Annotated in this window: 19 protein-coding genes and 1 pseudogene; 15 read left to right on the forward strand and 5 right to left on the reverse strand. The window is 72.0% G+C overall.

Translation table 11 applies throughout. The annotated features are described in order from the left end of the window. Positions 1-157: 157 nt before the first annotated feature. A complete protein-coding gene (locus tag ACFYO2_RS03980) occupies positions 158-1,408 on the reverse strand; it encodes a PucR family transcriptional regulator (protein WP_388343610.1) in 1,251 nt (416 codons plus the stop codon). Between the two features lie 3 nt (positions 1,409-1,411). Further along, complete coding sequence (locus ACFYO2_RS03985; protein ID WP_217240508.1) at positions 1,412-1,564, reverse strand: hypothetical protein; 153 nt, start codon at positions 1,562-1,564, stop codon at positions 1,412-1,414. 369 nt (positions 1,565-1,933) lie between these two features. Here ACFYO2_RS03985 and ACFYO2_RS03990 point away from each other — a divergent pair, with 369 nt between their 5' ends. From ACFYO2_RS03990 to ACFYO2_RS04035, 10 genes are all read left to right on the forward strand, one after another. Then, the gene (locus ACFYO2_RS03990; protein ID WP_388343614.1) at positions 1,934-2,920 is read left to right on the forward strand and encodes a DUF3068 domain-containing protein; all 987 of its coding nucleotides are present in this window, start codon (positions 1,934-1,936) and stop codon (positions 2,918-2,920) included. Between the two features lie 200 nt (positions 2,921-3,120). After that, the gene (locus ACFYO2_RS03995) at positions 3,121-4,308 is read left to right on the forward strand and encodes a glycosyltransferase family 4 protein (RefSeq protein WP_388343617.1); all 1,188 of its coding nucleotides are present in this window, start codon (positions 3,121-3,123) and stop codon (positions 4,306-4,308) included. A gap of 104 nt (positions 4,309-4,412) precedes the next feature. Beyond that, positions 4,413-5,138, forward strand: coding sequence for a class I SAM-dependent methyltransferase (locus ACFYO2_RS04000; protein ID WP_388343619.1), 726 nt, complete (start codon positions 4,413-4,415; stop codon positions 5,136-5,138). Next, the gene (locus ACFYO2_RS04005; protein WP_388343994.1) at positions 5,135-9,358 is read left to right on the forward strand and encodes an alpha-(1->3)-arabinofuranosyltransferase family protein; all 4,224 of its coding nucleotides are present in this window, start codon (positions 5,135-5,137) and stop codon (positions 9,356-9,358) included. The genes ACFYO2_RS04000 and ACFYO2_RS04005 overlap by 4 nt, the downstream gene beginning before the upstream one ends. Further along, entirely contained in the window at positions 9,355-10,845 is a 1,491-nt protein-coding gene (locus tag ACFYO2_RS04010) for a condensation protein (RefSeq protein ID WP_388343622.1), read from the forward strand. The genes ACFYO2_RS04005 and ACFYO2_RS04010 overlap by 4 nt, the downstream gene beginning before the upstream one ends. After that, a complete protein-coding gene (locus tag ACFYO2_RS04015) occupies positions 10,842-11,570 on the forward strand; it encodes a methyltransferase domain-containing protein (RefSeq protein ID WP_388343625.1) in 729 nt (242 codons plus the stop codon). The genes ACFYO2_RS04010 and ACFYO2_RS04015 overlap by 4 nt, the downstream gene beginning before the upstream one ends. A 15-nt stretch (positions 11,571-11,585) precedes the next feature. Then, positions 11,586-12,491 (forward strand): DMT family transporter, encoded by a 906-nt coding sequence (locus tag ACFYO2_RS04020; RefSeq protein WP_388343997.1) that lies wholly within the window; start codon positions 11,586-11,588, stop codon positions 12,489-12,491. Beyond that, on the forward strand, positions 12,488-12,742 hold the full coding sequence (locus ACFYO2_RS04025) for a Trm112 family protein (protein ID WP_388343627.1): 255 nt from the start codon (positions 12,488-12,490) through the stop codon (positions 12,740-12,742). Before ACFYO2_RS04020 ends, ACFYO2_RS04025 begins: the two co-directional genes overlap by 4 nt. Further along, positions 12,739-13,572, forward strand: coding sequence for an FkbM family methyltransferase (locus tag ACFYO2_RS04030; RefSeq protein ID WP_388343630.1), 834 nt, complete (start codon positions 12,739-12,741; stop codon positions 13,570-13,572). The genes ACFYO2_RS04025 and ACFYO2_RS04030 overlap by 4 nt, the downstream gene beginning before the upstream one ends. Next, positions 13,538-14,155 carry a hypothetical protein gene (locus ACFYO2_RS04035; protein WP_388343633.1) on the forward strand — a complete coding sequence of 206 codons (618 nt, stop codon included), beginning with the start codon at positions 13,538-13,540 and terminating at the stop codon, positions 14,153-14,155. The genes ACFYO2_RS04030 and ACFYO2_RS04035 overlap by 35 nt, the downstream gene beginning before the upstream one ends. Here the strand turns inward: ACFYO2_RS04035 and ACFYO2_RS04040 are convergent. Continuing rightward, positions 14,152-14,970, reverse strand: a complete 819-nt coding sequence (locus ACFYO2_RS04040) for an IclR family transcriptional regulator (protein WP_388343636.1) — start codon at positions 14,968-14,970, stop codon at positions 14,152-14,154. The two genes, ACFYO2_RS04035 and ACFYO2_RS04040, sit on opposite strands and share 4 nt — an antisense overlap. A 220-nt stretch (positions 14,971-15,190) precedes the next feature. Here ACFYO2_RS04040 and ACFYO2_RS04045 point away from each other — a divergent pair, with 220 nt between their 5' ends. From ACFYO2_RS04045 to ACFYO2_RS04065, 5 genes are all read left to right on the forward strand, one after another. Next, complete coding sequence (locus tag ACFYO2_RS04045; RefSeq protein ID WP_388343639.1) at positions 15,191-15,997, forward strand: transporter substrate-binding domain-containing protein; 807 nt, start codon at positions 15,191-15,193, stop codon at positions 15,995-15,997. Between the two features lie 78 nt (positions 15,998-16,075). Continuing rightward, positions 16,076-16,825 carry an amino acid ABC transporter permease gene (locus ACFYO2_RS04050; protein WP_388343642.1) on the forward strand — a complete coding sequence of 250 codons (750 nt, stop codon included), beginning with the start codon at positions 16,076-16,078 and terminating at the stop codon, positions 16,823-16,825. 5 nt (positions 16,826-16,830) lie between these two features. Further along, entirely contained in the window at positions 16,831-17,481 is a 651-nt protein-coding gene (locus ACFYO2_RS04055; protein ID WP_388344000.1) for an amino acid ABC transporter permease, read from the forward strand. Continuing rightward, positions 17,478-18,245 carry an amino acid ABC transporter ATP-binding protein gene (locus ACFYO2_RS04060; RefSeq protein WP_388343644.1) on the forward strand — a complete coding sequence of 256 codons (768 nt, stop codon included), beginning with the start codon at positions 17,478-17,480 and terminating at the stop codon, positions 18,243-18,245. Before ACFYO2_RS04055 ends, ACFYO2_RS04060 begins: the two co-directional genes overlap by 4 nt. Beyond that, positions 18,242-19,162 (forward strand): sugar kinase, encoded by a 921-nt coding sequence (locus ACFYO2_RS04065; RefSeq protein WP_388343647.1) that lies wholly within the window; start codon positions 18,242-18,244, stop codon positions 19,160-19,162. Before ACFYO2_RS04060 ends, ACFYO2_RS04065 begins: the two co-directional genes overlap by 4 nt. Here ACFYO2_RS04065 and ACFYO2_RS04070 read toward each other — a convergent pair. Further along, positions 19,163-19,417, reverse strand: a pseudogene (locus ACFYO2_RS04070) (hypothetical protein); the annotation flags it as partial. It abuts the gene before it with no gap. A gap of 64 nt (positions 19,418-19,481) precedes the next feature. Next, entirely contained in the window at positions 19,482-20,186 is a 705-nt protein-coding gene (locus ACFYO2_RS04075) for a FadR/GntR family transcriptional regulator (RefSeq protein WP_388344003.1), read from the reverse strand. Positions 20,187-20,253 lie beyond the last annotated feature (67 nt).

The following is a 20,253-nucleotide window of genomic DNA, read 5'->3' on the forward strand; positions in this document are numbered from 1 at the left end:
CGTTCGAAATTTCAACAGACGATCGGCATGACGAACACAGGCTAGTCATATGCGTTTGCCCGGGCAATGGGCATGCGCGATCGGACGCCCCCGATCGCTTCGGAAACCGGGCGGCGTATCCGGACGCCGAAGGAGGGCCGTACGGCTCAGTCCCGGCTCAGTCCCGCCCCCGCATCTCCCCGAGCGTCCCCCTCAGCCGCTGCGCCCGCAGGACCAGCTCCAGCTCGAAGCGGCGGTCCGGGTCGTCGATCTCCTCGCCCCACAGCTCCCGGATCTGGCGGAGCCGGTACCTCACCGTCTGCGGGTGGACGCCCAGGCGGGCCGCGACCTCCGGTGCCCCGCCCCTGGTCTCCAGCCACGCCAGTAACGTTTCCGCGAGTCGTCGGCGGTGCGTCGGACCGCAGTGGGTCAGCGGGGTGAGGCAGCGCCGGGCGAGGTCGTCGATGAGCTCCTCGGGCTGGAGGAGGACGAGGGCCTCGGTGTGCTCGGTGCAGTACAGGACGCCGCCCGCCGGGAGCAGACCGCGTTCCATGAGGTGTACGGCCGCCTCGGCCCAGCGCAGCGACTTCGCCGCGTCGGCGAGGGGGACCGGGGGGCCTATCGCACCGGCCCATCCGGTCAGGGCCCGGTGCAGCAGTTCCGGGCGGCCCGCCGCGTCGGGTTCCGGGACGACCATGCGGGGCCGCTCGTACTCCATGTCGAGCAGCACTCCCTGCCCCACCGCGGGCGCCACCGCCTCCCGTGCCGGGCGCAGCAGTACGCCCACCGCGACCTTCGCGGGCAGCGGCCAGCCGATGCGGGCGGCGCGTTCGGTGAGGGCGTCGGCGGGGTCGCCGCGGTGGTTTTCGACCAGCAGCAGTTCCATCAGGCGGCGCTGGAGCCTGAGCCGCTCCCCGGCCTGCCGTGCCGCCGCCTCCGCGTACCCCCGTACGGACTGGTCGACCAGGCCGTCCAGGTACTCGTAGCCCGCGTCGACCAGCTCGTACATCGCCGGCGGCGGGATCTCCACGCGCTGGCCGATGTCGGCGAAGCGGCGCCAGGCCAGCCGTACGCCCATGCGGTAGATCGCCTGGAGCGAGTCCAGGCTGCGGCCGCCCAGGCCCTCGCCGCGGCCGAACTCCTGGAAGACGCCGGGCGGTACGGTCGGGCGGCCCGCCGAGTGGTCGGACTGCTCCAGGTGCTGGACGAAGACCTCGATGGCGCGGCGGATGCCGATCATGGCCATCGGTTCGCCGGACTCGTCGAGGACCTCCGGCAGATGCGGGTACTCGCGGCGGATCTCGCGCAGGATCTCCTCGGCGAGCGCGGGCGCCTCCGCCATGGCGATGGCCGCGAATTGGCGGACCTGAAGGCGGGGCACGTCCTGCCAGGCCGAGCGGGTGGAGACGGTTGCCGGGCGAGGCGTCACGGATCAACTCCCCTGGCCCGCTTGCTCGTAGGTGATCAAGGGCGTGTTGGGCTGGTCGGGCGTCGCTTCGAGCAGCGCGACGACACCGAGCGCCGCGCCGACGGCGAGGACGGCGCCGAGCGCCACGGCGAGTGCGGCGGCAAGCAGTCTGGACATCGCAGGGTCAGCCTCTCTGTCCGGCTCGATCCGGAGGTCCCACCCCGGCGTCCCACCCTGCCTGTCGGCCCCAGTGTCGACACGACATTGACACTTCGTCAAGGGGCGCCTACGGTTCCCGGCCCAAGGACCCTGTCGTCACGCTCCCGTCTGCCCCGCGGCGTCCGGCACGCGCATCCGCGGCGTTGTCGTCGGTCGCCGGTGCTCCGCGTCGCCCGCCGCGGCAGCGGCTGATGTCACAGCCTCCTCCGCCTTGCGGCTGCACGCACCAGACCCCGCGGGGCCCGCCCTCCGGGCGGACGACGGGAGCGTGACGACAGGGCCCGGAGCGGCCCGAACTCCGTCATCCCACGCCCCAGGAGTGCCCGGATGCGCCGTACAGCCTCACCTCTTTCTCTGATTCTGCTGGGACTTGGCACGTTTCTGCTGGTGCTGGCGCCCCTGCTCGCCTGGTACGTCGAGCCACGAGCGGCCGTGAACCCCATCGACATCGACACCACCGCCGTCTACCACGGCACGGGCAGCGTCTTCGACACCGAGCGCGTCGAGACCGTGCCCGACCAGCGGATCACCGTCACCCAGCGGGTGCGCGGCAACGTCGCGGACAGCGAGCGCAGCGGCAACGCCGTGTGGGACGTGACGACCACGGTCGACACGGACAAGTCGCTGCCGGCCGCCGATCCGCACGACGCGCTGGAGTTCATCCCGCACCGCTGGGTGATGGACCGCAAGACCACGAAGCCGGTGCACTGCTGCCGGGAGACCCCGTACATCGAGGGCGAGGCCTATCTGAAATTCCCGTTCGACGTGCAGAAACGCTCGTACCGCTGGTGGGACAACTCGCTGGGGTCGACGGTCACGTTGAGCTACCAGGGTACGAAGAAGGTCCAGGGGTACACGGGTTACCGGTTCACCGGCACGGTCCCCCCGTCGAAGGTCGGCACCCGGCTGGTGCCGGGCAGCATCGTCGACCAGCCGAACCGGCCGCAGGTGCTTGCCGAGGAGTGGTACTCCAACCACGGCGTCGAGCTGGTCGTCGACCAGGCCACCGGCCGGGTGATCTTCGCGCAGACGGGCCCCAGGCGCACGCTGCGGGCGCCCGGTACGAAGAAGGACGCGGTGGTGCTGCTGGACAGCCGGAACATCGCCTTCACGACCGCGACGCAGAAGGAGGCGGTGCGGCAGGCCGATCGCGACAGTGGTCAACTGCGCGCGGTGGGCGAGACGTTGCCGATCGGTGCTGCTGTGGCCGGATTCGTTCTGGCGGCCGTGGGGGGCGTTTTGGTGGTACGGGGACGCAATCGTCCCGAATCCGAGGAAACGCCCGATACGCCCAGGGTCCCCGTCACGATATGACATGACGTCAGCTTCAACAAAGCCGGAAATTGTCACTTGCGTGAGTAGCCGTGGCGGACGGCTCGGCGAAAACTGTCCACCCCACCCCGAACACAGTCCGTCCACACCCACCTCGCAAGAAGCTCCCAGATCCCCCACAGGAACCGAAAACCCTCTTCCCCCACGCTGAGTTCCGCACCCTGAGACGAGTTGGAGCACCCATGCCCCAGCACGTGCCATCCCCTCCCCCACTCTCGGCTTCGCTCGAGCGGGGGGACCCCCATCACGCCCCGGCCCCCCGGGGGTCGCAGCTCCCTTCGGCGCTCCCCCCACCGCCGCGCCGAATCGTTTTCCTCGCCCATCGAGATCTGGACAACCCGGCTGCCGGCGGCTCCGAGCTGCTGGTCGACCGACTCGCCGACGGCCTGACCCGGCTCGGCCACCAGGTGACCCTGCTGTGCGGAGGGCCCGCCTCGTACCGTGACTACCGGGTCGTGTCGGCCGGCGGCGAGTTCGGCCACTACCTGCGCGCCCGCACCGCCTTCGCTCGTCAGGTCGGCGACTGCGACCTGCTGGTCGAGGTCTGCAACGGCATGCCCTATCTGGCACCCCTCTGGCACCGCGGCCCCACCCTGTGCCTGGTCAACCATGTGCACACCGATCTGTGGAAGATGCGGTTCGGCGGCCCGCTGGCCCCGGCCGCGCGGATCGGCCGAAGACTCGAGCACTGGGCGCTGGCCGGTGCGCAGCAACGGAACCTGCTGGTCGCCGTCTCCCCGTCGACGGCCCACGCCCTGCGCGCGATCGGCGTGGAACGCGACCGCATCCGGGTCGTGCACAACGGCGTGGAGGAGCCCGGCCCGCGGGCCGACCGCTCCCCCGACCCGCTGTTCGTCGCGGTGGGCCGGCTCGTCGAGTACAAGCGGATCGATCTGCTGCTGAGGCTGTGGGAGCGGGTGCGGCCGGTCACCGGCGGCCGGCTGCTGATCGTCGGCGACGGGCCCGAGCGCGCGCGTCTGGAGCAACTCGCCGGTGCCGGCGTGGAGTTCACCGGTCACGTCTCCGAAGCCGAGAAGCACCGCCTGCTGTGCGAGGCATGGCTGCTGCTGCACCCCTCCGCGGTGGAGGGGTGGGGTCTGGTGGTCACGGAGGCCGCCGCCCGGCAGACCCCGTCGATCGCGTTCGACGTGCCGGGTCTGCGCGACTCGGTCGTGGACGGTGAGACGGGTGTCCTCGCGCCCGGCGAGTCCTCCTTTGCCGCGGCCTGGTGCACGTTGGCTCTGTCCCATCACCGCCGTGAGCTCATGGGCAAGGCGGCCCGTGACCGCGCGGCGCGCTATCGCTGGGATCGGACGGTGAGGCAGTTCCGGGCGGTGGCTGCGGAGGCGGTGCGGGGTTGGGTGCGGTGACGCCTGCGCGCCGTGGCGGGAGGGTTGTCTCGCGAGTGCCGGTCGTTCGTGGCTGGTCGCGCAGTTCCCCGCGCCCCTTTGGGGGCGCTGTGGCGCACCGGGGTATGAAAGATCCCTCTTTTCGGCGTTCCCTCGCCCTCTTCCGGGCCTTTCTGCACGAGCAGGAGGACCCGGAGTCCTGCTACTCGCTCCTCGCCCGGGACGCCGTGGACCAGGTGGAGGAGTACGACGGTCCGGTGGCCGGCCGTACGGTCGTGGACGTCGGTGGTGGCAGCGGCCACTTCACCGAGGAGTTCCGCAGACGCGGCGCCCAGGCCCACCTCTTCGAACCGGACGTACGGGAGCTGGGCGAGAAGCCGCCCGAGGGCACCGTGATCGCCGACGGCTATCTGCTGCCCCTCTCCGACGGGGTCGCGGACGTCACCTTCTCCTCCAACGTGCTGGAGCACGTGGCCGATCCGCAGACCTTCATCAGCGAGCTGGTGCGGGTGACCCGCCCGGGCGGGCTGATCTACGTGTCGTTCACCAACTGGCTGTCCCCGTGGGGCGGCCACGAGTGGGCGCCCTGGCACTACCTGGGTGCCGAGCGGGCCCGTGTCCGCTACCGGCGCCGTACCGGAAGGGCCGCCAAGCACACCCTCGGCGAGAACCTGTTCGCCGTGCACATCGGCCCGACCCTGCGGCAGGTGCGCGCCCGTGACGACGTCCGGGTCGTCTCGGCGCGCTCCCGCTACTGGCCGTTCCTCGCGGAGACCGTGGTCAGAGTTCCCGGGATCCGCGAGGTGGCCACCTGGAACCTCCTCCTCATCCTCCGGCGGTGTCCACCATGACGACGTCCACGGTCCAGGCCCCTCCTCCGGCAGCGGTCCCCGCCACCGCGATCATGTCGGGCCCGCCCCAGGGCCCGAGGTCCCGGCGCTGGCTCCTGGGGTTCTGGGCCGTGGTGTTCGTGCTGTTCCTGGTGGTGCATCCGGGCCGCCAGACCTTCGACACCAAGCTCGGCGTCACCACCGACCCGGGCCGCTTCCTGGCCGACCTGGGCCAGTTGTGGCACGACCAGGGCTCGTTCGGCGGGATCCAGGACCAGTACGTCGGCTATGTGTGGCCGATGCTGCCGTTCTACTGGCTCGGCCACGCCGTGCAACTGCCGGTGTGGCTGATCGAGCGGCTGTGGCTGTCGCTGATCGTGTCGGTGGCCTTCTGGGGTGCGCTGCGGCTGGCCGAACGGCTGCGCATCGGCAGCGGCGCCTCCCGGCTCCTGGCCGCGGTGGCGTACGCGCTGTGGCCGGTGTTCACGATCGTCGTCGGCTCCACGTCGGCCGCCGCGCTGCCCGGCGCGTTCCTGCCCTGGGTCCTGCTCCCGCTCGCCGACGAGCGCTACACCGCACGGATCGCCGCCCTGCGCTCGGCGCTGATGGTCCCGTTCATGGGCGGCGTCAACGCGGCCTCGACCCTGGCCGCCCTGCTCCCGGCCGGCCTCTACCTGCTCTCCCGCCCGCCCGGCCCGAGGCAGCGCAAGCTGATCGCCTGGTGGGTGCCCGGCGTGATCCTGGCGACGGCCTGGTGGTGGATCCCGCTCCTGCTGCTCGGCACCTACGGCGAGAACTTCCTTCCCTACGTGGAGAGTTCGCAGACCACGACCGAGACGATGTCGGCTACGGAGGCGCTGCGCGGCACCGGTAACTGGGTCGCCTATCTGCACCTGGTGGAGTCCTGGCTGCCGGCCGGCTGGACGGTGGCGTCCTCGGTGGTGGTGATCCTCTGCTCGGCGTTCGCGGCCGGGCTCGGGCTCGCGGGGCTGGCCCGGCGCGACATGCCGGAACGGCGCTGGCTGGTGCTGACCGCGCTGACGGCCGCACTCGTCCTGCTCGCCGGGTACGGCGGCCCGTTCGGCGCGCCCTTCCACGGGGCCGTGCAGGACTGGCTGGACGGCGGCCTCGCGCCCTTCCGCAACATCTACAAGTTCCAGGTGGGTCTGGCCCTCGCCCTCGTGCTGGGCATCGCCCACCTGGTGGGAGTCGCCGCCGAGCCGCGCGGCGCCCGCCAGGTGCGCGGGCGTCGTTTCGCCCCGCTGATCGCGGCGGTGCTGATCCTGCCGGGTCTGCTGTGGCCGTACCTCAACGGCTCGATCCTCAACCCGGGTTCCTTCCAGGAGCTCCCCAAGTACTGGCAGTCCACGGCCGACTGGCTGGAGAAGTACTCCCCCGACTCGCGTGCCCTGGTCGTCCCGGCGACCGCGCACGGCATCTACACCTGGGGCTCCCCCATCGACCAGCCCCTCGACGTGCTCGCCGACTCCCGCTGGGCGCAACGGGACTACGTCCCCTTCGGCACCCCCGGCAACCGGCGTGCCATGGACGCGGTGGAGGAGGCGCTGCTGACCGGCGGCGAAGTCCCGGGGCTGGCCGACTACCTGAGCCGGGCGGGCGTGTACTACGTCGTCGTCCGCAATGATCTCGACCCCGACCAGATCGGCAACGTGCCGACCTCGACGGTGAAGCGCACCCTGGAGCAGTCGGGGTACGAGCGGGTGACGGGCCTCGGTCCGCTCATGACCGGCGGCAAGATCCAGCCCGACACCCCGCTCCAGATCGAGGGGCTGTACCCGAGGCAGCGGGCGGTGGAGATCTACCGTCCCGCGAGCGAGGACGTGCCGCGGCCCGGGCAGGCCGGGCTGGCGCCGGTCGCCGACACGGCGGTGGTCTCCGGCGGGCCGGAGTCGCTGCTGCCGCTGGCGACCGAGCTGCGGGGCCGGGCGACCGTCCTGACCGGCGACAACCACCCCGGGCTCGGCACCCCGCCGCTCCAGGTGGTCGGCGACGGGCTGCGCCGTGCGGACACCCGCTTCGGCCTGGTCAACGCGAACACGTCGTACACGTACACCCGCGACGAACGCAACGCGTCCGGTGCCGCCCAGGACGCCGGCGACAAACCGCACCAGATCCTGCCGGTCACGGGCCAGGACCACCAGACGGTGGCCGAACTGCGCGGCGCCCGCACGGTCACGGCGTCCTCGTACGGCAACTGGCTCTTCCACCTCCCGCAGTTCGACCCGGTGAACGCCTTCGACGGCAACCCGGACACGGCGTGGGCGGAGGGCGTGCCGGGCTCGCCGAACGGGCAGTGGCTGCGGATCGGCTTCACGGACGACGAGTTCGACATGCCGTCGTCCTTCAAGGTCACGCCGTTGCCGCAGGAGACCGTGCGGTCGGCGGCGACAAGGGTGCGGGTGGAGACGGAGAAGGGGTCGGTGAGCAGCTTCCTCCGGCCGGACGGCTCCACCCAGAGCATCAAAGCGCCTGAGGGCGCGACCAGCTGGATGAAGCTGACGATCACCGACTCGGTGGCCCGGCGGACCGGGCTCGCGGGCGCGGGCTTCTCCGAGATCGACCTGCCGGACGTCCAGGTGACCCGCCTGCTCCGGCTTCCCACCGACGCCGAGAACGCCGAGAACACAGCCGCCTCCGCCGAGGTCGTCTCGCTGCACCGCACCGCCGACCCGGCCGGGTTCTCCCCGACGGGCACGGAGGCGGGCCTGCACCGCCGCTTCTCGACGGCGACGGCGGGGACGTACGACGTGAAGGCGAGCGCGGTCCCGGTCACCGGCGAGGAACTCGACCGGATGCTGTACGAGATCGCGCCCGACCAGACCGCCCGCATCACCGCGACCGCCGACTCCACGGCCACGCTCGGCGCGGGCCTGTCGGCGCGGAACCTCACCGACGGCGACCTGACGACGGCGTGGATCGCGGGCGACCGACCCACGATCCACCTGCGCTGGCCCGACAAGCAGGCGGTCGGCGAGATCGTCCTGCCCGGCGCGGGCGGCCTGTCCACCCGGCCCACCGAGGTGGACATCAGCTCCCCCGACGGCGCGGTGATCGCCGGCGTCGACGAGAACGGCTGGGTCCGCTTCCCGGCGATCACCACGGACCGTCTCGACATCACCATCACCAAGACGGCCCCGATGACCCTGCACAACCCGGTCGCCGACGAGGACCTGCAACTGCCGGTCGGCCTCACCGAGGCGTACATCCCGGCCCTCGACCAGTACCGCACACCTCAGCCGAAGGCGACCCGCACCTTCTCCCTCCCCTGCGGGAAGGGGCCGGTGCTCGCGGTGGACGGGGAGCTGTACCAGACGAGCGTGAAGGGGACGGTGCGGGACCTCACAGAGCGCCGGCCGGTAGAGGTGACCCCCTGCCAGTCGGGCCGGGACGACAGCGAGTTGGAGCTCTCCGCCGGCTCGCACCGGGTCGAGGGCGGCGACGCGGGACCGCTCACCCTGACCGACGTGACGCTGACCCGGGGCACGGTCACCGAGCCCACACCGGTCGCGCGCGACCTGCGGATCCGGGACTGGCTGGGCGACCGGCGCGCGGTGACGGTCGGCTCGGGCGCGGCGTCCTACCTCACGACCTACGAGAACTACAACGACGGCTGGCAGGCCACGCTGAACGGTAAGGAACTGTCGCCGGTGCGGCTGGACGGCTGGCAGCAGGGCTGGCGGATCCCGGCGGGGGCGGGCGGCACGGTGAAGCTGTCGTACGAGCCCTCGACGACGTACGACGCCGGGCTGATCGGCAGCGCAGTGGCGATCGTCGCGCTCGTGGGCCTGGTGCTCTGGCGGCGCCGCGACCCCAACCCGGACGACCCGCAGCCGCTGCCGCCCGCGCCCGGCGTGTGGCTCGGGGCGGTGGCGCTGACGCTGGTCGGCGCCGTGATCGCCGGGTGGTTCGCGCTGCTGGTCCCGGCGCTGGCGCTCCTCGCGTACCGACGGCACTCGCTCCTCGTACCGATCGCGTTCGTGGCCCTCGCGGGGGCGGGCATCGCGGCGGCGGTGGGGGCTGGGGAGCCGGTCGGCGCGGAGGAGGGGGCGTTCGGACCGGCGGCCCAACTGCTCGCACTGATCGGGTTGTTCGCGGGACTGGTGAGCGTCTGGGAGCGGAGCGGGGCGCCGACGGGGTCCGAGGCGGAGTCCGAGCCACCGACGCAGCAACTCCCGCCGGTGGAGGCCCAGACGTACAAGGGGAGGGACGAACCCGCATGACCAGCACACCGCTGCGCATCCCGTTCCCGGTGGTGGACGAGGTGGCCCGGCACTGTCTCCAGGAGGAGGAGCCGGAGACGGTCCACATCGAGGTGCACCTGCCCGGCCGGTTGGACCCCGTACGCCTACGGAAGGCCTTCACGGAGGCGCTGCACCGGCACCCCCGCATCCTCATGCGGGAGGCTCCGGGCGGGTGGTACCGACGCCGCTACGAGTGGGAACTGACGGCCGAGCCGGACGTGGAGGTGGTGAGTTTTCCGGCGCCGGGGAGGGACGCGCTGCGGGATGCGCGGACGCGGGCGCTGGTGGAGGCACCGCCCCTTTCGGCTTCGCCGCCGGTGCGGTTGGAGGTCGTTGAAGGGGCGGGGCCCGTGGAGGGCAGCGAGGCTACGGACGGAGTGGGTGAAGCACGTGCGGGGAGTCGGGGCTCGCGGGTGGGTTCGCTCGCCGGCGCCGGCGGGGTGCCTCCCTCACTCTCGACCCCGCTCGAGCGGGGGGACCCCCCTCGCCCACCCGCCCCCACTCTCGGCTCCGCTCGAGCGGGGGGACCCCCATCACCCCAGCGGCACGACCGCCCGCGGCTGGGTCGCTCCCAGGGCAGCGTGCTGTTCCTCACCATCAACCACACCGCCCTCGACGGCCCGGCCTGCCTCCGCGTCCTGGCCACCGCCGCGGAGCTCTACGGCGGCAAGGACAACGCCCCGGCAACACCCCCCGTCCGCCTGCCGGAGGCCCCCCAAGACCAACCGCCCGCCCCCTCGAACTGGTCCCGCCCGGCAAGGGTGGCCCCCGGCTCCCCCGAGCCCTCCCCCGGCAACGGTCTCCTCGTCACCGAACTCCCCCTCCCCCACCGTCCCAAGGGCTCCCCCTACACCGTGAACGATCAGCTCATGGTCACCACGGCGCTCACCATCGCGCACTGGAACAGGGAGCACGGCGCCCGCCCCCGCCCCCTGCGCATCACCATGCCGGTGGACGACCGCCCCCGCGACACGAGCATGCCCATAGGCAACGGCACCCGTCTCGTCGAAGTCCCCTTCGCACCGGAGGAGTTGGACCACCCTCCGATGCCCGACCTCCTGCGCCGCACGGCGACCCGCACCCGTGCCCTCAAGTCCCTCCCCCGCCCCCAGCTCGGCCACGGCGCCTCCCTCCTGACCGCCCCGGTGACCCCCGTGGCGTGGCGGGCCGCGCTCACCCGGGGTCTGCGCAGGGCCGCCGCGCCCTGGACGTCGACGACGCTCCTCAGCAACATCGGCCGGATCCCGTACCCCCTGGACTTCGGCGAGGAGGCCGGCCGCGCGCACGCCGTGTGGTTCTCCGCGCCGGCCCGGATGCCCCGCGGTCTCACGGTCACCACCGCCTCCACCGCAGGCCGCCTCCACCTGGCCCTGCGCTGGTCGCGCTCCCTGCTCGGCCACGGCGACGGAGCCCACCTGCGGGACCTCTTCGAGCACTACCTGCACACCACGGAGGCCGGCGCATGACCACCACCGCGCGACCCCCCAAAGACCTACGGGACTTCTACGAGGACCCCGCCGTCCCCGTCGCCTCCGGCCCCTCCCGTTCCCTCCGCCAGGCCCGCATGCTGGCAGCCGCCCTCGGCTCCGAGAGGGCGGACACGATCCTCGACATCGGCTGCGGCGACGGCACCGCCGCGGCCACCGCCGCCCCTCTCCTTGCGGGCCACCGCATCGTCGGCGTCGACTGGTCCCAGGACGCCCTGAAACGCGCCCGCGCCCACCTGACGTACCCGATCCGCGGCGAACTGACCGGTGACGGGCTGCCGTTGGCCACCGGTTGTGCCGACGCCGTGCTGTTCAGCGAGGTGATCGAGCACCTCGTCGACCCGGACGCCGCGCTCGACGAGATCCGCCGCGTGCTGCGCCCAGGAGGCCACCTGATGCTGTCCACGCCGAACCTGGCGGCCTGGTACAACCGCGCCCTGCTGCTGGCCGGCGTCCAGCCGGTGTTCTCGGAGGTGAGCCTGCGGGGCATTCACGGCCGGCCCGGGCGCGAGGTCGTAGGGCATCTGCGGCTGTACACGGCCCGGGCGCTGCGGGAGTTCGTCGCCGCGTCCGGCTTCGAGGTCGTACGGCTCGAAGGGGCCCCCTTCCACGGCGTACCGCGTGCGCTTCGCCCGCTCGACCGGCTGGCCTGTGCCAGACCGTCCCTGGCGTCGATCCTGCTCCTGCACGCACGAAGGACGTAGGCGATGTGGTGGGGAGTGGCCGCGGCGCTGCTGGCGAACGTCCTGTACAGCACCGGATTCGTCCTGGAGAAACGGGCGTTGGCCGCCCTGCCCGAGGTCAGCGTCCGGCAGCCCGCCCGGCTGCTGGGACTGGTGCTGCGCAGCCCGCTGTGGATCGGGGGATCGCTCTCGCTGGCCGCCGGCTTCGGTGCGCAGCTCGCCGTGTACCGGACGCTGCCGATCGCCGCCGCGCAGGGCATCTTCGTCTCCGGTCTGGTTCTGCTCGTGCTGCTGTCCGCCCGGCTGCTGGGCGAGGAGACCACCGGCCGCGAACGGTACGCCCTGGCCGCGATCCTCGCCGCGCTCCTCATGGTCGTCCTGTCGCTGAGCGAGAGCTCCGACACGGTCAGCCAGCAGGCGCCGTACCCGCTGATCCTGCTGGTGTGCGTACCGTCGCTGGCGGCGGGCGTCTGGCTGTACAACTCCGCCGAGCGCCGCACCCGGCACCGCCACCGCGCACCGACCACGGGCGTCGAGTACGGCGTGGCGGTGGGCCTGCTGTACGGCGTCAGCTCGCTCGCCATCAAGGGCATCTCGAGCTACCTGACGGCGAGCGGCCTGGGCGGGGCCGTACTCGACGTGCTCCGCTCCCCGTATCCGTATCTCCTGCTCTTCACCGGCGCCTTCGGGCTCGTCATGTCGCAGGCGGCGCTGCAACGCTGCCGGGCCTCGCTGATCGTGCCCGTGTGCACGACCGTGACCTGCCTGTTCACGGCGGTGCTCGGCACGCTCTCGTTCGGCGAGGCGCTGCCCCACGACCCGCTCAGACTCGCGCTGCGCCTGTCGGGCATCGTGCTCGCCGTCGCCGTACTGCTGAGCATGCCGAAGCACGACCGGGCGCCCCAACCCTCCCTCGGTGCCAAGGAGTTGACCCCACCGTGAAACCCGACGACCCGCTGCTGAAGATCCTGGCGTGCCCGCTGGACAAGGGGCCGCTGCACCTCGTCGTACCGGACGGTCCGGCGCGGACCGAGGCCCTCTACAACCCGCGTCTGCACCGGCGTTACCCGATCCTCGACGGCATTCCGCAACTGCTGCCGTCCTCCGGGGAGCAGGTCTCGGACGAGGAGCACGAGGATCTTCTGTCGCGCCTTTCCGGGGGTTCCCCCCAGACCCCCGGGATGGCTCCATGACCGGCCCCGCGCGCACCTGGGCGGCCCGCCTGGCCCCCCACCTCCCCACCCGCCTGGTCGCGGCCGCCGCCAGAGCCGTGTACCCGCGGTTCGAGCCGGAGTTGGCGCGGCTCGACGAGCTGTGCCCGGCGGGCTGCGGTACGGCCGTGGACGTCGGCGGCTGGTACGGCCCCTGGACGCGGCGGCTGTCCGCTCGGGCCCACCGGGTGGTGACCGTCGAGCCGGTGCCCCATCTGGCCCGGCTGCTGACCTCGGCGGCCCCCGCGAACGTACGGGTGATCCAGGCCGCCGCCGCGGACCGCCCGGGCACGGCCCGGCTGTGGCTGCCGCCGGACGACGCGGGCGACCGGGGGGTGTCGTCGCTGGTCCGCCGGGACATCCACGGCCGCGCGCTGGAGGTGCCCTGCATCACCCTCGACGAACTGGCCCTGCACGACGTCGGCTTCATCAAGATCGACGTGGACGGCAGCGAGCTGGCCGTGCTGCGTGGGGCGACGGCGCTGCTGGCACGCGACCGGCCGGCCCTCTTCGTCGAGCTGGAGTCCCGTATCCAGCCGATCGCGCCGGTGGTGACGTACCTGTCCATGCTCGGCTACGACGGCTGGGTACTGCCCGGTGACAACTGGGTGCCGCTCGCCGCGTTCCCGCTGGAGGCCCACCAGTCGGTGTCCTCGTACGTCGTCGCCCACGGCCTGCTGCGCCGCGTCCTGCCGTTCCGCAAGCGCCCCCGGTACGTGAACTCGGTGCTGTTCCTGCCGGACGGCCGCCGTCCGGGGTCCCCTCGGGTGGGGGACGATGGTTCGCATGCCCTCCGCAAAGCCCGCCGCTAGTCCCTTCACCCCGCTCGACTTCCAGCTGGTGCTGCTGCGCCGTATGGCCGACCACAATCCCGACCTGGTGGAGGAGGCCCGCCACGACCTGGGCGTCTCCATCGCGGACATGAGGGAGGCCAACCGACGCTGGCAGGCGATGGTCCGCTCCCCGCGGTCCCGGTCCGCCGCCTCCCGATACCGGTCGATCCTCGGCGCACCCGAGTCGGTACTCAGCCGCAAGATCGGCGACCTGGAGTGCGAGGCCCGCCTCTGGCCGCTCCCGCTCTGGCCCGACCTCCGCTTCGAGGTGCTCCTCGCCCCGAACGGCGCCGTCTGGAACGAGTGGCTGATCCGCGCCCCGGGAGCCGAGGGACCTTCGCTGCGGACCCTCGACGACCTCACCCCCTGGTCCTGCACGGTGGACGAGGCGGCCCGCGCCTTCGCCCCGGCCCGCCCGCTCCAGGGCACGGCGCCGACGCGCTGGGGGCTGGCCTTCACCGCGCCGGACGGTCAGGGCGCGCGGTGGGAGTGCGTCGCCGAGTTCACGTGGGGGCTGTTGCAGCGGGTGGCGGTCGACGACCGGTCCGCCAAGGGCGGTTAGGCCAGGTCATCGACCCCCGGCGCCACTCCCCCGAGGCTCTGGGTGATCGCGCCGGTGGCGGCGACGAGGAGGGCGCCGAGTTCCGGGACGCGGTCGCGGGTGACGCGGGCGGCCGGGCCCGAGACGCTCACGGCCGTGGTGACATCGCCCTTGTGGTCGTGGACGGGGGCGGCGACGCAGCGGATGTCCAGCTCGTTCTCCACGTCGTCGACGGCGTAGCCGCGCTGCCGGATGAGCGCGAGTTCCTGGCGCAGCCGCTCGGGCGAGGTGAGGGTGGCCGGGGTGCGGGCGGGCAGGCCGGCCGCGATCACCTTGTCGACGACGTCGTCGGCGCTGTGGGCGAGGAAGACCTTCCCGGTGGCGGTGCAGTAGGCGGGCTGCCGGCTGCCGATCCGGGAGTGCATCCGGACCGCCTGGGTGCTCTCGACCTTGTCGATGTAGACGATCTCCGGGGGATCGAAGGTCACGAGGTGCACGGTCTCGCCGCTGTCCTCGGCGAGTCGGTGCAGCACAGGCGAGGTGATCTGCCGGGTGTCGCGCCGCTCCAGATAGGCCTGGCCGAGCAGCGCGTTCTGCGGGCCCAGGCGGTAGCGGCCCGACTCCGGGTCCTGGTCCACCAGCCGCACGTCCCGCAGCGGGGCGACCAGGCGCAGCACGGTGGACTTGCTCATCCCGAGCCCGTCGGCGAGGTCGGTCAGGGTGACGCCGTGCGGATGGCCCCTGTCCTCGGCCAGGTGCATGAGGATGCCGAGCGCGCGCCGCAGGGAGGAGGAGGCGTTGCGGCGGGCCGGAGGAGTGTCGGGTGCGTCAGTCACGTCGACATCCTAACGTGCTGCATAGCAAAACTCCGTGTTACATATTGAAATCCTCCATTGACCGGTCGCGAGCACTCGGGCTAGCTTCGGCGCAACGTTCTGCGAAACGACGTTTTGCATTGCAGAACACCTTCTCCCCGAGACTCCTCGAAGACTCCCCGAGGAGTCACCCTCCCCGAAGGGACCCGCGATGCGAGTTCGTCACCGTACCCGCCCACTGATGCTGGTTTGCACGGGTGTGACCACCGCCGCTCTCCTCACCGCCTGCAGCTCCGCCTCCGGCACCACCGCCGCCGGCACCCAGTCCTCGACACTCCAAACGGTCATCAAGCGCGGCACGCTGAACGTCGCCAGCTGTCTGACGTTCCCGCCCTTCGGTTCGCTCACCAAGGACAACAAGCCCGAGGGCTTCGACGTGGACGTCGCCGGCGCGATGGCCAAGGCGCTGGGCGTCAAGGTCAAGGTCGTCGACACGACCTCCGCCAACCGCATCCCCAACCTGCAGACCAAGAAGGTCGACGCGGTGGTCTGCAACTTCACCACCACCGCCGAGCGCGCCAAGCAGGTCGCCTTCAGCGACCCGTACATCGTCGCGGGCGAGGTCCTGCTGGTGAAGAAGTCCAGCGGCATCGCCACGATCGGGGACCTGACCGGCAAGACGGTCGCCGTCACCAAGGGCTCCACCAACGGGGACGCGGTCAAGTCCGGCAACCCCGGCGCCAAGATCCAGGAATACGACACCTCCTCCGCCGCCGTCCTCGCGGTCAAGCAGGGCCAGGCCGACGCCATGGTCGAGGACTCCAACTTCCTCAACTACCAGGCGAAGCTCGACCCTTCGCTCAAGGTCACCAAGGACTCCGTGGTCCCGCTGGAGTACAACGGCATCGGCGTCCAGTTGGGCGACCCCACCTGGCTCCAGTGGGTCAACACCTGGCTGCGGGAGTTCAACACGTCCGGTCAGGCCAACGCCGTCTACAAGAAGTGGTTCGGCGTCGACCGCGTCTTCCCGCTCAACCCGTCCTACTGAGTTCCGGCGGGCGGCGGGCACCCGGCCAAGGAATGGCCGGGGATCGTCGCCCCGCCGTGAACATGGGGAGGAGCCCTCATGCTCACCGACTGGTCCTACGCCCTCCAGGACTGGCCCACCTACCTGAGCGCGGCCTGGCTGTCGCTGAGACTCTCGCTCGCCGCCTTCGCGCTGGCCTTCTTCCTCGGGCTGGGCGGCGCCCTGGCCCGTAGATCCCGGTACGCCGTGCTACGCGCACCGGCCGCCGTGTACGTCGAGGTCATCCGCAACACCCCCGTGCTGCTGCAGATGTTCGTCGCGTACTTCGCGCTGCCGTCGGCCGGGGTGCGGCTGAGCCCCGTCCAGGCGGGCGTCCTCGCACTCGGCGTCAACGTGGGCGCGTATCTGACGGAGATCTTCCGGGCCGGCATCCAGGCCGTCCCGCCCGGCCAGCGCGAGGCGGCGCGTGTCCTGGCGCTGAGCCCCGCCCGCGCCTTCGCGCACGTGGTGCTCCCGCAGGCACTGCGCAACGTCTACCCGGCGGTGGTGAACCAGCTCGTCCAGATCATCCTGGGCTCGTCGCTGCTGTCCGCGATCTCCGTGCCCGAGCTCACCGGCACGTCGATGGTCATCAACTCCCGCACCCTGCTGACCGTCCAGGTCTTCGGCATCGCCGCGGTGCTCTACCTCGTCCTCACCAACCTGGTGGTGCTGGCGGCCGGGCTGATCGGCCGGGTGGCCTTCAAACCGCCACTGCCGACGGCCGTACGGCCGCGCCCGCCGGCCGCCGTACGACGGCTGCTGCTCGCGCGAACCGCCCATCCCGCCCGCGTCGGCAAGGAGGCGTGATCACCATGGACTGGTCGGTCATCTGGTCGAACCGTCAGCTGTTCACCGACGGACTGTGGGCCACGGCCCTGCTGTCCCTCGCGGCCATCGCCACCGGGACGCTCGCAGGGCTGGTCGTCGCGGCCGTACGCACCAGTCGCATCCCCCTGCTGGCCCAGGTCGCCCGGGTCTATCTGGAGGTCTTCCGCGGTACCCCGCTGCTGATCCAGATGCTGTTCCTCTACTTCGGCGCGGCCTATCTGAACCTCGCGGGCATCACAGTCTTCGGCGCGGCCCTTCTCGCGCTGACCCTTTACGAGGGCGCGTACATCGCGGAGATCTTCCGGGCCGGCATCGAGGCCGTGCCCCGGGGCCAATGGGAGGCCGCACGGGTCCTCGGGCTCAGCCGCGCGCAGACCTTCACCACCGTGATCCTGCCGCAGACCCGGGCGATCGTGCTGCCGCCGCTGGTGGGCCAGTACCTCTCCCTGATCAAGGACACCTCGATCGCCGTCGTCATCGGCTACGTCGAACTCCTGCGCCAGGGCCAGGCGGTCATCGACCGCGCGGGCGATCCGGCCACCACCTATCTCGCCGTCGCCGCCCTGTACTTCGTCATCTGCTACCCGCTGTCGCTCGTCGTGCGACGGATGGAACGAAAGGCTGTCACCGCATGACGACCACCGGCACCACGACCGTGGAAAAGACGGTCGCCCGTATCTCCCTGTCCGGCGTGCACAAACGGTTCGGCGCGCTGGAGGTCCTCAAGGGCGTCGACATCGACGTCGAGCCGGGTGAGGTGGTCGTCCTGATCGGCGCGAGCGGCTCCGGCAAGAGCACCCTGCTGCGGATCATGTGCGACCTGGAGCGCGCGGACGACGGCGAGGTATGGGTCAACGGCGTACCGCTGCACGACCGCAAGCGCGCCCCGGAGATCTTCGGCCAAGTGGGCATGGTCTTCCAGCAGTTCAACCTCTTCCCGCACAAGACCGCGCTCGGCAACGTCACCCTCGCCCTGCTCAGGGTCAGGAAGCTGGCACGCGCCGAGGCCGAGGAACGCGGCCGTGCCGCACTGACCCGGGTCGGGCTCGCCGACAAGGCCGACTCCTATCCGGCGCAGCTCTCCGGCGGCCAGCAGCAGCGGGTCGCCATCGCCCGCGCGCTCGCCATGGACCCGGCGATCATGTTCTTCGACGAGCCGACCTCCGCGCTCGACCCGGAGCTGGTCGGCGAGGTCACCGGCGTCATGCGCTCCCTCGCCGAGGACGGCATGACCATGGTCGTGGTCACCCACGAGATGCGCTTCGCGAAGGACACCGCGGACCGGGTCGTCTTCATGGACGGCGGGGTCGTCCTCGAACAGGGCCCGCCGGAGCAGGTGTTCGGCAACCCGGCGGAGGTCCGCACGCAGCAGTTCCTGCACCGGGTGCTGGACACGTGAGAGAACCGAAAGCGTCCACCCCCGCCCACGACGTGGTGTGCGTCGGCGAGACCATGGCCGTGCTCAGCCCGCCGGACGCGCAGCCGCTCGCCCGTCAGCGCTCGCTCGCGCTGACCGTGGGCGGCGCGGAGTCCAACGTGGCCTGCTCGCTGGCCGCCCTCGGGCACCGCGTCGCCTGGCTGAGCCGCGTCGGCGCCGATCCGCTCGGCCGCCGCGTCCTGGACGACCTCACGGCCCGCGGGGTCGACGTCTGTGCCGTGGAGATCGATCCCGAGCGGCCCACCGGCGTGTACTTCAAGGACCCGACCCCCGACCTGACCCGCACCTACTACTACCGCCGAGGCTCGGCGGCCACGGGCATGGGCCCCTCCCTGGCCCGCCTCCCCTTGCTCCGCGAGGCGCGGCTGCTGCACCTGTCCGGCATCACACCGGCCCTGTCGGACAGCTGCGCGGCCCTGATGGACGTACTGATCACCCACCGGTCCGCCCCTGGCCCGCTGGTCTCCTTCGACGTCAACCACCGCCCCGCCCTGTGGCGGCACCGGCCCGCCGACGCAGCGGACGTGCTGCTGCGCCTGGCCCGCGCCGCCGACGTCGTCTTCGTCGGCCGGGACGAGGCCGAGACCCTGTGGGGCATCGGCAAGTCGGCGGACGTACGGGACCTGCTGCGCCCCGCCCGCGTCGTCGTGGTCAAGGACGCCGGGCACGGGGCGACGGCGTACACCGAGGACGGCGAGGAGACCTTCGTCGCCGCGCCACCGTCCCGGGTCGTCGAACGGGTCGGCGCCGGCGACGCCTTCGCCGCGGGCTACCTGTCGGCGGCGCTCCTCGAAGGCCGCGGCCCCGAGCAGGGCCTGCGCCGCGGCCACCGGCTGGCGGCCGCGGCCCTGGGTACGCGGGACGACGTACCGACCTGATCAGCGGGCCGCCGCCAGGATCGCCTCCACGACCGCGGGCAGCGAGTCCGGATGCAGGAACAGGAACAGGTTCGGCTCGACCAGCTCCAGTTCCATCACCCGCGGCTGCCCGTCCTCCCCGTCCACCAGGTCGACGCGGGCGTACAGCAGTTCGTCCGCGTCCGGTACGGCGGCCAGGGCGCGCTCGGCGACGGACAGTTCGGCCGGGGTCGGGGTCCAGGGCTGCAGGCCGGGATGGGCGACCTTGTCGGCGTCCGAACACGGCCGGCGGCCCGGACAACGTGAGCTGTGTCGTGGCGGATGTGGTGGAGGCGGCGGTCTAGGGCCTGTCCGGTTCCCAGTCCAGCAGGCGGACCTTCGCGACCGTACGGACATGGCGGCGCATCGCGGTGGCCGCCTGCTTCGGCTGCCCCTCCGCGATCGCGTCCAGGATGGCCTGATGCTGCGCCAGGGAGCGGTGGGGGCGGTGGGGTTGGCGGAGGGACTCGGTGCGGCTCTCGGCGATCTGGTCGGCGATGGAGCGCATGAACTCGGCGAGGAGACTGCTGTGGGCGGCCGCGGTGACCGCCGCGTGGAACAGGCGGTCACCCTCGATGCCGTGACCGCCCGCCTCGATCTCCTCGGCCATGTGGGCGAGTGCCGCCCGCATCGCCGCGAGGTCGTCCTCCGTGTGGCGCTCGGCGGCCAGTTCGGCGAGTTTCGTCTCCAGGGCCTCGCGGGCGTCCAGCACGTCCGGGAGGCGCCGGCGGCGCTCGACCATCTCCTCGACGGGCTCGACGTCCAGGCTGTCGCGGACCAGGTACGTCCCGCCGCCGTGCCGCGCCTCCACCAGGCCCTGCACCTCCAGGACCACGATCGCCTGCTTGACCGAGGCCCGGCTGACACCCAGCCGCTGGGCCAGGTCACGCTCGGGCGGGAGGCGGTCGCCGGCCTTGAGGCCGCCCTCTGTGACGTACTGGCGCAGCCGGTCGAGCACCTGCTCGTACAGGCGCTGTTTCGTCATGGGGCGCAGGGCGCCGGTCACAGGCTCGGTCACGGGGTCCCCCTCTCGTCGGGAGCGTAGCACCGGGCCCCCTGATGGCCGAGTGGCT

The sequence above is a fragment of the Streptomyces sp. NPDC006602 genome (assembly GCF_042870385.1).
GTDB lineage: Bacteria > Actinomycetota > Actinomycetes > Streptomycetales > Streptomycetaceae > Streptomyces.

What these genes read in the sequence shown, in the direction of transcription:
- ACFYO2_RS04050 (WP_388343642.1), top strand. Translation starts at nt 16,076, where the DNA reads ATGCTCACCGACTGGTCCTACGCCCTCCAGGACTGGCCCACCTACCTG.
- ACFYO2_RS04035 (WP_388343633.1), top strand. Translation starts at nt 13,538, where the DNA reads ATGGTTCGCATGCCCTCCGCAAAGCCCGCCGCTAGTCCCTTCACCCCG.
- ACFYO2_RS04000 (WP_388343619.1), top strand. Translation starts at nt 4,413, where the DNA reads ATGAAAGATCCCTCTTTTCGGCGTTCCCTCGCCCTCTTCCGGGCCTTT.
- ACFYO2_RS03990 (WP_388343614.1), top strand. Translation starts at nt 1,934, where the DNA reads ATGCGCCGTACAGCCTCACCTCTTTCTCTGATTCTGCTGGGACTTGGC.
- ACFYO2_RS04055 (WP_388344000.1), top strand. Translation starts at nt 16,831, where the DNA reads ATGGACTGGTCGGTCATCTGGTCGAACCGTCAGCTGTTCACCGACGGA.
- ACFYO2_RS04015 (WP_388343625.1), top strand. Translation starts at nt 10,842, where the DNA reads ATGACCACCACCGCGCGACCCCCCAAAGACCTACGGGACTTCTACGAG.
- ACFYO2_RS03995 (WP_388343617.1), top strand. Translation starts at nt 3,121, where the DNA reads ATGCCCCAGCACGTGCCATCCCCTCCCCCACTCTCGGCTTCGCTCGAG.
- ACFYO2_RS04060 (WP_388343644.1), top strand. Translation starts at nt 17,478, where the DNA reads ATGACGACCACCGGCACCACGACCGTGGAAAAGACGGTCGCCCGTATC.
- ACFYO2_RS03985 (WP_217240508.1), bottom strand. Translation starts at nt 1,564, where the DNA reads ATGTCCAGACTGCTTGCCGCCGCACTCGCCGTGGCGCTCGGCGCCGTC.
- ACFYO2_RS04005 (WP_388343994.1), top strand. Translation starts at nt 5,135, where the DNA reads ATGACGACGTCCACGGTCCAGGCCCCTCCTCCGGCAGCGGTCCCCGCC.
- ACFYO2_RS04045 (WP_388343639.1), top strand. Translation starts at nt 15,191, where the DNA reads ATGCTGGTTTGCACGGGTGTGACCACCGCCGCTCTCCTCACCGCCTGC.
- ACFYO2_RS04030 (WP_388343630.1), top strand. Translation starts at nt 12,739, where the DNA reads ATGACCGGCCCCGCGCGCACCTGGGCGGCCCGCCTGGCCCCCCACCTC.
- ACFYO2_RS04010 (WP_388343622.1), top strand. Translation starts at nt 9,355, where the DNA reads ATGACCAGCACACCGCTGCGCATCCCGTTCCCGGTGGTGGACGAGGTG.